This window comes from Virgibacillus profundi (assembly GCF_002287375.1).
GTDB classification, from domain to species: domain Bacteria; phylum Bacillota; class Bacilli; order Bacillales; family Amphibacillaceae; genus Virgibacillus_K; species Virgibacillus_K profundi.
Map to the genome: position 1 here is coordinate 47,088 of NZ_NPOA01000010.1, position 13,009 is coordinate 60,096.

Annotated in this window: 10 protein-coding genes; 3 read left to right on the forward strand and 7 right to left on the reverse strand. The window is 37.3% G+C overall.

Annotated elements, in window-relative coordinates:
• Positions 1 to 24: 24 nt before the first annotated feature.
• From CIL05_RS14470 to CIL05_RS14490, 5 genes are all read right to left on the reverse strand, one after another.
• Positions 25 to 276, reverse strand: a complete 252-nt coding sequence (locus CIL05_RS14470) for a hypothetical protein (RefSeq protein ID WP_095656263.1) — start codon at positions 274 to 276, stop codon at positions 25 to 27.
• Between the two features lie 395 nt (positions 277 to 671).
• Positions 672 to 1,886 (reverse strand): NAD(P)/FAD-dependent oxidoreductase, encoded by a 1,215-nt coding sequence (locus tag CIL05_RS14475; protein WP_095656264.1) that lies wholly within the window; start codon positions 1,884 to 1,886, stop codon positions 672 to 674.
• A gap of 272 nt (positions 1,887 to 2,158) precedes the next feature.
• A complete protein-coding gene (locus CIL05_RS14480) occupies positions 2,159 to 2,863 on the reverse strand; it encodes an SDR family oxidoreductase (protein WP_095656265.1) in 705 nt (234 codons plus the stop codon).
• 21 nt (positions 2,864 to 2,884) lie between these two features.
• Complete coding sequence (locus CIL05_RS22290; RefSeq protein WP_165769137.1) at positions 2,885 to 3,586, reverse strand: hypothetical protein; 702 nt, start codon at positions 3,584 to 3,586, stop codon at positions 2,885 to 2,887.
• Positions 3,587 to 3,773: 187 nt separating this feature from the next.
• Positions 3,774 to 5,243 carry a vWA domain-containing protein gene (locus tag CIL05_RS14490; protein ID WP_165769138.1) on the reverse strand — a complete coding sequence of 490 codons (1,470 nt, stop codon included), beginning with the start codon at positions 5,241 to 5,243 and terminating at the stop codon, positions 3,774 to 3,776.
• A gap of 175 nt (positions 5,244 to 5,418) precedes the next feature.
• Here CIL05_RS14490 and CIL05_RS14495 point away from each other — a divergent pair, with 175 nt between their 5' ends.
• The gene (locus tag CIL05_RS14495) at positions 5,419 to 5,919 is read left to right on the forward strand and encodes a class I adenylate-forming enzyme family protein (RefSeq protein WP_165769139.1); all 501 of its coding nucleotides are present in this window, start codon (positions 5,419 to 5,421) and stop codon (positions 5,917 to 5,919) included.
• Positions 5,920 to 6,082: 163 nt separating this feature from the next.
• On the opposite strand, the gene CIL05_RS14500 is transcribed toward CIL05_RS14495, so the two are convergent.
• Positions 6,083 to 6,508 (reverse strand): hypothetical protein, encoded by a 426-nt coding sequence (locus CIL05_RS14500; RefSeq protein WP_095656268.1) that lies wholly within the window; start codon positions 6,506 to 6,508, stop codon positions 6,083 to 6,085.
• Positions 6,509 to 6,962: 454 nt separating this feature from the next.
• On the opposite strand from CIL05_RS14500, the gene uraA reads away from it, so the two are divergent.
• Entirely contained in the window at positions 6,963 to 8,246 is a 1,284-nt protein-coding gene (uraA, locus tag CIL05_RS14505) for a uracil permease (RefSeq protein ID WP_095656269.1), read from the forward strand.
• A 38-nt stretch (positions 8,247 to 8,284) separates the two neighbouring features.
• Here the strand turns inward: uraA and CIL05_RS14510 are convergent, their stop codons facing one another.
• The gene (locus CIL05_RS14510; protein WP_095656270.1) at positions 8,285 to 10,432 is read right to left on the reverse strand and encodes a type IA DNA topoisomerase; all 2,148 of its coding nucleotides are present in this window, start codon (positions 10,430 to 10,432) and stop codon (positions 8,285 to 8,287) included.
• Positions 10,433 to 11,115: 683 nt separating this feature from the next.
• Here CIL05_RS14510 and CIL05_RS14515 point away from each other — a divergent pair.
• Entirely contained in the window at positions 11,116 to 12,738 is a 1,623-nt protein-coding gene (locus CIL05_RS14515) for a BCCT family transporter (protein WP_439144842.1), read from the forward strand.
• The last annotated feature ends 271 nt before the right edge of the window (positions 12,739 to 13,009 follow it).

Genomic DNA, 13,009 nt, shown 5'->3' on the forward strand with positions numbered 1-13,009 from the left:
ATAACCAGGATTTCTCCTGGTTACCTACAAAAGATAAATAGCAAATGCAATTAATGATAATAGTATGGTGATTACATAGATCCAGACCTGTAAGGATACATTGGATTTTACCGAGCTTGTTTCATAATCGAGGGAGCGCTTTAATTCATCCTGAACCGTTTGTCCCTCTTCCTCGTATTTTTTCATCTTATTTTCTTCCTGTTTAAACGCATAAAATGTCCCTGCCAGAGCGGCAATAAATAAAACAATTAAAAATATTAATAGTCCAGTACTCATTAAAATCTCCTCCGCTTCCATTCCATAATAACTTAGGGTTTACACTATTGCTGTGATGTTTATCACTCTTTACTATAAAAAAGCCTCCTTTTATGGGTTTAAGCAATGGGGTAATCGTTATTTTCAGAGTCAAATATGACATTTTTGTGGAAAGTTCTGTATTCCCAAGCAATAAAAGTTTAATTTTTCTGCTAATTATAAAAAGATATTAAAAACCGCCTGACTTATGCCAAGCGGTTATTTTTTATTAACGAAAATCTCTTGAATCTTCCATATAATCACTTGCCATTCGATATCCTACTACAGCTGCAAGTAGAAGTAATATTCCGCAAAATGTATTTTTCATTTTAAAATTACCTCCTCGTTTGAACCTAAGTTATATTGTGATTTTATCATTAGAATGGGCGTACTTTCCCTTTTTTCAGTACAAGCATTGGTCCACCTATCATGAACAATGACCGGTTATCTACTACTTTTTTCATTGCAGCAGCAGATTTACCCTGAAGTTTGTAACTGGAGAATACATTTCCGATTCCATCTGAATTTCCCAGTGAAGCTACTGTTCCTTTATCATCAAATACAAAATCTTTTAATGGCTGATTAGTAATTAATGCTTTTAGGTTAGCTGCTACAACATCAGCTTCCTGCATTGCCAGTTGAGCTGTTGGTGGATATGGACGGTCTGCTTCTTTGTTCCAAACCCATGAACAGTCACCAATAACAAAAATATTTTCTTCTTCAGGCATGCGTAGGTCACCATTAACATTTACTTTTCCTTTTACCAGTTCAAAACCGGAGTCTCCCAGTACTGAGCTTCCTTTTACCCCGCCTGTCCAAACAACAGTACCTGCTTTAATTAATTCTTTGTCGTCACCAACAATGAATCCTTCAGGGGTACACTCGGAAATTGGAGCACCAATCATAATCTCTACCCCACGGTCTTCCAATGATTTTTTCGCATAGGAAACAAGCTCTTTGTCAAACATTGGCAAAATGGATGGAGCAGCTTCAACATTGATGATTCGTACTTTGTTGCGATCAATATCATATTTTTTGCATAGTTCCGGTACTTTATCAGCAAGTTCACCTACAAATTCAATACCGGTAAATCCAGCACCACCAACAAGGATATTCAGGCTGTCTTCATCAGCATTTTTATCATTGCTGTATTTCGCAAATTGGTATTCAATATGTTCACTGATTAAACGGCTGGTATCAATATCCTCAATCGCAAATGCGTGTTCAGCCATTCCTTTAATTCCAAAATCATTTGATTCAAATCCAAGACCAACAACAAGATAATCATATGTGATTTCGCTATTTTCCAAAACAACACGCTGTTCGTCTTTCTTGATTTCGACAACAGAATCATAAACTAATCTAACTCTCTTCGGATTGACGACATCACTGATCATGACACGAGCCTGGTTTGGGTTAATTGTCCCTGCAGCCACCTCATGCAGCCAGGTTGATTCATAGTGATAATTATGTTTATTAATTAGTACAATTTCAGCCTCTTCTGGGGACAACATTTTTATTAAGCGCTTTGTTGTTGTCAATCCTGCATATCCAGCGCCCAGAACGACTATTTTTGGTTTGTTTGAACTCATGAAACTTCCACCTTCCTGTAAACTATTTTAAGTATTAATTGCATATGGTAAAAGCGTTCTCATGTTTATAATGGAGATTTAAAAATAATTAATCCGCTTGAACCTATAAATGCTTAATAGCAATACTTTAATAATATCAAAGTTTTTTTAATAAGGCTATAAATCCGTTGAAAATCGCTGAAATATGTTTACTTTTTGAGTAAACACTGCGAATTTTGCTGATAAACAGATGTTTTGCCTGTAAAATCTCACGCAATTACAGGCAAAATCGTTTATACAGGTCTGACGGTTATCTCATTTACATTAACATGTTCGGGCTGTGCGACAGCATATACTACAGCTCTTGCAATATCATCGGTTTGAAGCGGCTTGCGATCGTTCGGCAGCCGTTCGGAATTACGCTCGGTTTCAACCATACCCGGGGAAATATTTGTTACGCGTACTCCGGTTCTGGCAAGCTCTTTCTCCAGCCCCATAGATATCGCACGAACAGCATATTTTGTTGCACTATATACTCCACTTGTTTTTGTAACCTCGTGACCTGATACAGAATCTGTATTCACAATGTGGCCTGCAGAACGTTTAATCATATCAGGAAGTACTGCATTAATTCCGTAGAGGACCCCTTTCACATTAACGTCTATCATCTGATCCCATTTATCTACCTGTCCATCCCGAATTGCTCCATTTTGTACCAATCCGGCATTATTTATGAAGATATCAATCTTTCCAAATGCACCAACAGCCTTTTGAACCAAATTGTCTATATCTGCTTTTTGGGCCACATCTGTCTCAACAGCAAGTGCTTGCCCTTGCTTGATACCATTGATTTCTTCGGCAAGAGCATCCAATTTTTCTTTTCTTCTTGCAGCAAGTACCACATTCGCTCCCTCTTCAGCAAGATGTTTTGCAATACTTGAACCTATTCCACTGCTTGCACCTGTGATGACTGCGGTTTTACCTGTAAGTTTTAACATGAAATTCCTCCAATTATTTTTTTATGGTTCAGGATCCGGTTCTGGATCTGGCTCCGGATCAGGCTTCGGGTCTGGTTTAGGGTCTGGTTTTGGATTTGGATCTGGTTCTGGATTTGGATCTGGTTCTGGATTTGGATCTGGTTCTGGATCTGGTTCTGGATCAGGCTCAGGATCTGGTTTTGGATTTGGCTCTGGATCAGGCTCTGGTGTTGGATCAGGCTTTGGGTCAGGCTTTGGACTAGAGCCCGGTTTCGGATCTGAATTTGGTTCTGGGTCTGGTTTAGGCTTTGAAGTAGATTTTTGATCTGGGTTCTCTGATTTCTTTGGCGTATCATTTTTTTCAGTTATATTCTTTTCTTTAGAAACAGAACTGGAAGTATTTTTCTTACTACCTTCTTCATCAAAATCATCTACAATAGTTGAGTCTTCTTCCTCTTTAACTTTCTCCTTAACCTCCTCTTCATCAAAAGCAAGCCATTCTTTATCTTTTAAAATAAGTGCTCCTACATTTTCTCTAATTTTAAGTTCTTCTGTTTCTAAGGATTCGTCTGACTCTATTACAATCTCTTCTGTTACTTCTTTCGTACTATCTGGCTCTTCCTCCTGTTCCAGATCACCATACTTGTCTTTTGTAGCTTCTGCACGCATTATTCCCATACTTACTACTAAAATAAATGCAGTCAGCACCAGCAGATTAATAATCAATAACTTTTTATTTTTCATATCACTTTCCCTTTCACATTTGTATGTATCTGACAAATATTCTCATATTATATTGCTTTTCCCTTATTTTAATATGTATTGCCAATGAATTTCAATCTATTTAAGCTTTTACAGGAAATACTTTAACAATTAATACAAAAACTGTTTCAAACAGGTGATTATACCTGCTGAAACAGTCAAAAAATTATTAAAACATATCCCCGCGTTCTTCTTTTCGTTTCCTCATCTCTTCCGTCCATTTATCGACACGATCGCGTATTTCTTTAGCCCGACCATCAATTTCATCTATCTTTTCAGTGCGAAAGTCACGCATTAAATCCATCATTTTATTATACCTTTCGTAAATCAGCTCACGAATGTCATCAGTAACTTCTTGTTCTACTAATTCCTCATCTCTAAGAATTTGCAATGCTTCATCATATCGTTCTTTTTCTTTTTGGATGATATCCTTTATTTGATTAAGATTCTCGTCAAACCTCTCATATTCTGCAAGTTTTTCCCAGCTATCAGGAGCTTTTGTAAATGCCCATGCCAAATCAATACTGGAAGGCAGCCATGCTTTTTCTATCGTTGTTTTTATATCATCTGCACTCTCAGCAGAGTAATACTCCCCGTTACCAGCTTCAGAAACCTGTTTCAGCTGGTCTGCTGCATTCTGATCTACATGAAAACCGATAATATTTACAGTTCTGTCCTCACTATCTTTCACAAAATTTTTAGCCTCCTTAACAGGGTCACCATCACATGTCTCTACCCCGTCACTTACGATATATACCGTTACGTTTTCATTAAAGTCCTGGCTCATGTCCGCCGCTTTCTTAATTGCTCCTGCAAGCGGTGTGTAACCTTTACTTTCAAATGTTGATAAGGACTCCTCAAATGCGGCTGCTTCATAATCACCCATTGGATATATTTCCTCTATGCCGTTACATGACAACTCTTTATCGGCATCTGCTTCTGACCCCTTATGACCATATACAACAAGGGAAACCTCATTATCCTGACCAATCGCATCAGCAAACCTTTCCACAGCTTCTTTAGCAATATCCATTTTCACTTTGTTATCCACACTTAGAAGCATGCTTGAGCTTGCATCAAGTAAAATAATTGCTTTCCCTTTTTCCGGTTCATTTTTAACTTCCTCTTCAGATTTACCAGGATCCGGTAAAAATGGTTCTTCAAAATTCGGTTCAAATTCTTCTGCTTTCTTAATAACATCCTTATAATGATGACTACCCAATAAATAGATAAACCCTTTGTAAATTTCAGTTGGATCCTGTGTTTCTTCTGTGATTTTCTTAAATTCTGCTTTTAATTCTTTTATTATTTCAGTGTTCAACTGTTCTTCAGTAGAATCCTCAAGCTCCATTTTCAGTGTAATATCTGTAGCTAATGTTCCACCCTGCTGCTTTTTCATGTCTTCTCTTGTTTCTACCTGAATAACTGTTTCCATTTGATCGACAATTGATTCTTTTTCTTCTTCTGCAGCCACTTCAGCATCTTCTTTATTACTTTGATCATCATTTGACGTTGCTTCGTTTTCATCGCTGCACGCAGCTAAAAATAACATAAATACCAGGATAATAATACTGATTGAATTCTTGAACATCCACTCACTCCGTTCTACGTCTTCTTTACCTTTATTAATTTTGGACATTTTGACCCTCATAGTCAATATAACAAAACTACTAAAAAACCATATTCAAATTAGGTATTTTGCATTACCAAGCAAATTTGAATACATTTATTATAAAACGCTTTCAAATATGTGTTATAATTTTCATAATATAAAATATCCAAAAGTAATTTTTAAGATAAAAGGTGGGATGATCATGAGCAATACAGAAGTACGTATTGTTAACGAGCAAGGTGAAGATGTTGCACAAAATGGAATTGAAATTGGGGAGATAATCGTAAAAGGTGACGGTGTTGCCAATAATGAAGAGGTAACAAACAGAAGTGTTAAAGATGGGTGGATGCACACTGGTGATATGGGAACAATAGATGAATCTGGAAGTATAAAAGTAGTAGATCAAAAAAATAATGATAATAGAAAAGGCATTTCCACTGCAGATATTGAAATTGAATTATCGAAACATCCTGCAGTTCAGGAAATAGCGGCAATTTTAACACCACATAAAGAACTTGGAGAAACCTCCCATGCGGTGGTAGTTCTTCATGATGGCAATGAAGTATCTGAACAGGATTTACTGGATTACTCAATGGAGAAACTTCCTTCTGCCAATATCCCAAATACAATTACTTTCGTTGATGAGTTACCCAAAACCATTAGTGGAAAGATATTAAAAATACAGCTTAGAGAAATGGTATAAATACGAATCGTGCTGATTGGTGTGGATTTTAAGCAAAAAAGCTTGTATCCTTTTTGTTGGATACAAGCTTTAATCATTTCCTTTAGGTTCCTGGGTGGACCTCTTTTTGAGGAAGTTTTTCAATAGTATATACCTTTTCTGCGGCTAGTAATGCGGATTCCTTTTAAATTTCCTTTTCTTGCTCTTTATTTTTCAAATAACGTCTACCTTGTTCCAACCACTTTTGTTTTTCTTCTTTTTTTCTTTGAACTATTTTTTCTGTCTCATTCGAATAGGTTTCAGCATAGTTCAACAATTTATCCCAGGTTGAAAAAAATAGTACATCTACATCTTTCGCATTTTGATTGTTATCTTCATTCATGCAAATACCATAGATTCTATCTTTCTTTTTTAATAAATCGGCTACAACAGATAGCTGTTGATTTTTACAAACCTTTCCTACCTCGCCCAAGTAGTTTGAATCATGTTCATTAAATTCATTGACCTCATGACCTTTGCTGCTGTAATAAACCTTTTTATTGTTTGCATAAATCCACATCAGTGTACCATCAGCTAGACTTTTGCGAGGACTAATTGTCACTTTCGTCATTTTATCAACCCTTTTTTCTGAGAATTTTAGCATTATACATTTAAATTCATATCATTATCCGTTTATCGAATTATGCTACCCTCATATATAGTATACGCTTCTTTTGTATAAAAGTATCAAAATACGACTTTTAAGCGACTTTTAGCTATATTTATTAGTAATTAAAGAATTTAACAGCAAATTTGTCGAATTATGATTGACACAAATCTAATAGACTGCGATAATATTTAGGATAAGTTCATACGGTTACCTTTAATCCAGTCCTGTGAGACTGGCAAGGTGGAACAGATTGGAATCTGTATATTGATAAAAATCAATAGAGAGACATGTCTCTCTACATTTTTATTATTCAAAAACATCTTGCCTAGTTAGGCAAGGTGTTTTTATTTTTTATTAATCCTTTTTCCATTAAAGGACGGTACCTATGAACCTCATTCTAAAGGGGGATTAAATAATGGCAAAATACGATGAAATTCAGGTTGATGAAAGACTTCCTATATTAAAAAGCTTACCACTAAGTATTCAGCATTTATTCGCCATGTTTGGCTCTACTGTTTTAGTACCAGTTTTATTTGGCGTCAATCCAGCAACAATTTTATTGATGAACGGTGTAGGAACACTTATTTATATTTTTATTACAAAAGGTAAAATCCCAGCATATTTGGGTTCCAGTTTTGCATTTATTTCCCCTGTATTTGTTGTACTCGGGAACTATACAGGAGGAGATGGCTATAGTTATGTTTTAGGGGGCTTTCTGGCAGTCGGGGTTGTACTCACTATTGTTGCATTAATTGTAAAGTTAATAGGAACGGCATGGATAGATGTTATTTTCCCACCTGCAGCGATGGGAGCAATTGTTGCTGTGATTGGACTTGAGCTTGTACCAACTGCAGCTGAGATGGCTGGTTGGATTGCGCCAGCAGATGCTGCCGCTTCCTGGACCATGGATCCTAAAACAGCTATTGTAGCATTACTGACACTTGTAATCACTATCGTTTGTTGGGTAACACTTCGCGGCTTTTTGAAAATCATCCCAATACTGATTGGAATTATTGCAGGGTACGTGATTGCTTATTTCTTTGGCTTAGTTGATTTTACTGCAGTCAAAGAAGCTTCCTGGTTTTCCATGCCGCAATTTTATCAGATGAAATTTGACTGGTCGGCAATTCTTGTGATTTTACCAGCGGCACTTGTTCTTATACCTGAACATATTGGACATTTATTCGTTACCGGAAATATTGTAAAGAAAGATTTAACGAAAGATCCAGGGCTTGATCGTTCATTCGCAGGAAACGGGGTTTCCACAATTATTTCCAGCTTCTTCGGTTCTACACCGAATACAACATATGGTGAAAATATTGGTGTACTTGCAATTACAAGAGTGTATTCCACATGGATTATTGGAGGAGCGGCTGTCATTGCAATTGTTCTTTCCTTTGTCGGTAAACTCACTGCTCTGATTTCTTCCATTCCAACAGCTGTAATGGGTGGAATATCACTACTGTTATTTGGTATCATCGCAGCAAGTGGGATTAGGATGTTGGTTGAAGCAAAGGTCGATTACAATCAATCCCAGAATTTAATTCTTACCTGTGTCGTACTGGTTATTGGAATCAGTGGTGCAACCGTTCAATTAGGAGATGTTGCGTTAACAGGAATGGGGCTGGCTACGATTGTTGCAATTGTGCTTGGGTTGTTCTTTAAATTATTGGATGTATTGAAATTATCGAATGAATAATAAGTTAAGGGTCAGCAGAAACTTCTCTGCTGACCCTTTTATTTAAATTCCATTTTCCAACTATAGTAATCATTCTCCGGATTTTTTTCATACCTTAAATAGGCGTTGAATTTACTTCCTTTTTTACTTGTTAACCCTTTTACAAAAGCTCGCTTACCTTTCAACAATTCTTTCACCATTGTTTTCGTAGGCTTTTTCCTCATTGTTGCCAGGAATTTATCATTTTTCCATACAACAAATTTACATCCTTTTTTCCAGTTGCTGCAGCCAAAGGCCTTATAGCCGTCAGTAATCTTTCCGCCGCATTCTGGACATGTACCAAGTATCTCATTCGTATTTTTAGTTGATGCAATTTCATTGATAATAATATCCTGTCCATTTTTGATCGTTTCTACCGATTCATTTGTAAAACTAAAAACCATGTGCAGGAATTCCTGTTTATTAGCTTTTCCATTTTGAATATCAGACAATGCTTTTTCTAAGCGTCCGGTAAATTCAAGGTCGAATAAATTTTGTACAGGAAATGTTTCAACAAGTCTTCTGCCAAGATCTGTAGACAATAGATTCTTCCCTTGTGCTGTGATATAGCCTACATCTTTTAATTTCTTAATAGTTTCCGCTCTTGTAGCTGCTGTTCCAATGCTGAAACCAGTCAAAATACTTCCCATTATCTCTTCATTTTCTTCTTCCTTATAGCTTTTGCCGCAGGTTTCCATCACACGTAATAATGTCCGTTCCGTATGGTGCTTTGGGGGTTTGGTCACGTGTGTTGTAACCTTTGAATCTAGTAAGCTAACATGATCATTAACGTGGACTAAAGGTAAAATAGTATCCTTGGACTGAATCTTCTCAACCTTTTTCCAGCCTTCAATCAGCTGAACCTTACCTTTTGATGAAAAGACTCCTTTTAAACCGTCCACTTTTGTAGTTAATTTTGTTTCTTCATATTCAGCAATTGGCATGAACTGCATGATAAACCGGTTCTTAATTGCTGTATAAACGATTTGTTCATCTGCTGATAGACGTTTTGGTTTTAAATAGGTAGGAATGATTGCACTATGACTTTCCACCTTAGCATTATTAAATACTCTTTTGGTTTTCATGAATTTTATTTCATCTTTATAAGGAAGATCTTCCGCATGTGTCTTTAATACGTTTGCTGTTTTGCCAACCAAGCTTTCCTCTAAAGCAATACTTGATGTACGTGGATAGGTAATGAATTTTTTCTCATAAAGTGATTGTGCGACTTTTAGTACTTTATCTGAAGTCCAGCCCTTGTATTTGTTCGTTATATACCCTTGCAAATTAGATAGGTTAAATAGAAATGGAGGAAATTCCTTTTTCTTCTCCACCTTTTTGTCGGAGATTACTCCTTGTTTGTTTTGAAGAGCTTGATGGATCGCCTCTAATGTTTCCTTTTCCTTAAATTTTTCACGGTTTTTCTCTATATATGTACCTTCATAATCTTTTTCATCCTGCGTTTGAAATGTTGCGATCAGTTTAAAATAATCTTCTGGTTTAAAGTTTTCAATTTCCTTATCGCGATCATAAATAATTTTTAACGTTGGAAGTAGCACCCTGCCAATATTCAGAGCTTTTCCTTTTCCCTTCTGATATTTCAATGTGGCGACAGAAGTTAAATTAATTCCGATAACCCAATCGGCCCATTGCCTGCTAATCCCTGCATCTCTTAAAGGCTTCATCGTTTCATTGGAATTAATATTTTCAAGTCCCTGAAGTACTTCTTTCGGTGTCCACTCATTAAGGAGCAAGCGGGATACTTGCTTTTTAGGTCTGCCGCCTCGATAGATAATACTGTCACCAATCAGCTGGCCTTCTCGGTCATAATCACAGGCTGAAATGATCATCGTCACATCATTTCGTTTCATTAATGTATGGATTGTCTTTAATTGCTTTTGAGCCCCACTGTCAGGGTACTGTCTATTCCGTGGATTACTTTTCACTTTGTATTTAAATTCCTCCGGAATAAATGGAAAGTTATCCATTCTCCAACTTCTCATCTTGCCGTCATAATCTTTGGCATCATATAGCTCAACGAGATGTCCGAAAGCCCATGTAATAATATGTCCGTTCCCTTCAAAGTAGCCATCTTTTTTTGTCTTGATTTTTAATGCGTCCGCAATGTTTTTTGCGACTGATGGTTTTTCAGCTAAAATTAATTTCATTTGATTTCTCCCATTTTTTATTTTTTTATCTATAGTATAACATGTTTTAAACGCATAGAGAACGAATGTTCCTCAATCAACCCTATTTTCAAGTTCAATTTATTAGGAACAGAATTCACTTTTGAACTCAACTGTTTTGTGTTCGAAATAATGACGTAGATCCAACATCTTGTTAGTGGTTATAATTTTCCAGTTCGGACAAACTAAACATGCCTTGCACCCGAAAATTGTTGAAATCATGAGGAATGTGTACTGGAAATAAAATTGTATTGGGAGTAAAAACAATGCTGGTGAAACAATGAATGAGGCTGCGAGACGGAATGTTTTACCTGAGACTATGATTAATGTTATAAAAAGAAGGGTAACATCAAGCAACGGTGCAGGAAGTAGTATAAATTAAGTGGTGGTGCAAATGGGTGGTCTGATTTCAAACAACTATCCAGTGAGAAGCGCTTTAAAAATGCAACCAGCGTAATTATGGAGTTTGTCAATATATAGGAAAAATTGACATATTATCTGTTCATGTTATACTACAATCGTTTTGATTAGAAAACTTGGCTATAGCAAGTCTTTAGGCGATAGCCCTGGTTGCACTTATGCAAATCTTTTCGGTGGGGCGAGTAATCGGAGCCCCAGGATAAGAAAGTTTTATACTTATCTACAAAAAAATATAGGGAGGTCTTATTATTAAATTCAAAGCAGTTACATCCGTTTTTTGGGTATCTATTGCGTTAATATCTGTATTTATTATTTGGGGAGCTTTCTTCCCAACAAATGTTGACTATGTATTAGGCTTAGTTGATGGTTTTATTTCAGAGACATTTGGCTGGTTTTATCTGTTGGTTACTACAGGGTTTGTTTTGCTTGCACTGTTTCTGATCTTCGGGCCATATGGAAAAATCAAGCTTGGAAAGCCTGATGATAAGCCGGAGTATAGTTATTTTACCTGGTTTGCGTTTCTATTCACCGCTGGTATGGGGGTCGGTCTCGTATTCTACGGCGTGACGGAACCTTTAACACATTATTATTCACCTCCTTCTGCTGATCCTGAAACGATAGCTGCTGCAGAACAGTCCATGCAGTACACCTTATTCCATTGGGGATTCCATCCATGGGCTACATACGCAGTGCTTGCATTGACTTTGGCTTATTTTAAATTCCGCCACAGGGCTCCTGCTTTGATCAGTTCCGCTTTTGCGCCACTGATCGGTGCGCGTTCTAAGGGGGGCTTGGGTGTTGCCATTGATACACTGGCCGTTTTTGCTACTGTATTTGGTATTGCAACATCTCTTGGACTTGGTGCAACGCAGATTACAGCAGGTTTAAGTTTTACCTTTGAAGGAATTCCTAATACACTGGCTACCAATCTAATTGTTATTTTAGTTATCACCGTATTATTTATGCTTTCTGCTACTACGGGGATCAACCGGGGTATCCGTTACATGAGCTGGTTAAATATTATTCTTGCTATCGGATTGATGGCTTTTGTATTCATTCTCGGTTCTTCTGTACAGATGATCGAGTCATTTACAACAACACTTGGTAATTATATTCAAAACCTTCCAAGTATGACATTAGGCATGAATGCATTTGAGGGTGACAGGGGATTCCTTGATGCATGGACACTCTTTTACTGGGCTTGGTGGATTGGCTGGTCGCCATTTGTAGGAACCTTTATTGCCCGGGTTTCAAGAGGAAGAACGATTCGTGAATTTGTTCTCGGGGTAACTGCTATACCGGTAATATTCAGTGCCTTCTGGTTCTCTGTTTTCGGTATTGCCGGATTCGAAACAAATACGGCTCAAGGCGGTGCTATCCACCAGTTAATGAGCGAAATAGGTAACGAAGTAGCGTTATTTGCATTTCTTGAGTCACAGCCTATGGCAGCCGTTGTTATGGGTGTCGCAGTGCTCTTGATTGCATCCTTCTTCGTCACTTCTGCCGATTCCGGTACATTTGTACTTGGCATGCTGACAACAGGAGGTAAGTTAAATCCAGGCACCGGAGTTAAACTTGTCTGGGGGGTCATCCTTGCCGGAACTGCTGCGGTTCTATTATGGTCAGGCGGGCTAAAGGCACTTGAAATGGCCATGTTGATTGCAGCATTCCCGTTCGCAATTTTAATGATCTTTATGTGTTTTTCGCTCCTCAAAGCACTTAAAAGCGAACATGGCATTTTGCAAATGGAATCGAGACAACGCCAACATGATCCGAAGTTCCGGGAAAAACAGCAGAAAGAGCTCAGAAAAATGCGCAAAGGATTTGAGGAATCACTTCCTGATGCTGAAGATGGAAAAGAACTTTAATAAACAAAGCTGTTCAGAATAGGGGATATCCTACTCTGAACAGCTTTTTTAAGTGTTTCTATATTTCCTGTCTCCCATTCTATGAAAACTTGTTTCTTAAGTATAGAAAGAGTTTAATGTGAAGCACAGATAATTTCCGCTGACATTGCTATCAACATCTTTTAAGCGCCATGGAGCGTGGGATAAACAGCAACATCTGCCCACATTCAAATGAAGTTACTAATTAGAGGTTAAAGACAAACCCTACAGAAAGATATCCTGTAGGGTTTTA

Coding starts and splice junctions, on each gene's coding strand:
- uraA (WP_095656269.1), top strand. CDS start 6,963: ATGGCAAAATACGATGAAATTCAGGTTGATGAAAGACTTCCTATATTA.
- CIL05_RS14510 (WP_095656270.1), bottom strand. CDS start 10,432: ATGAAATTAATTTTAGCTGAAAAACCATCAGTCGCAAAAAACATTGCG.
- CIL05_RS14480 (WP_095656265.1), bottom strand. CDS start 2,863: ATGTTAAAACTTACAGGTAAAACCGCAGTCATCACAGGTGCAAGCAGT.
- CIL05_RS22290 (WP_165769137.1), bottom strand. CDS start 3,586: ATGAAAAATAAAAAGTTATTGATTATTAATCTGCTGGTGCTGACTGCA.
- CIL05_RS14500 (WP_095656268.1), bottom strand. CDS start 6,508: ATGACGAAAGTGACAATTAGTCCTCGCAAAAGTCTAGCTGATGGTACA.
- CIL05_RS14470 (WP_095656263.1), bottom strand. CDS start 276: ATGAGTACTGGACTATTAATATTTTTAATTGTTTTATTTATTGCCGCT.
- CIL05_RS14475 (WP_095656264.1), bottom strand. CDS start 1,886: ATGAGTTCAAACAAACCAAAAATAGTCGTTCTGGGCGCTGGATATGCA.
- CIL05_RS14495 (WP_165769139.1), top strand. CDS start 5,419: ATGAGCAATACAGAAGTACGTATTGTTAACGAGCAAGGTGAAGATGTT.
- CIL05_RS14490 (WP_165769138.1), bottom strand. CDS start 5,243: ATGTCCAAAATTAATAAAGGTAAAGAAGACGTAGAACGGAGTGAGTGG.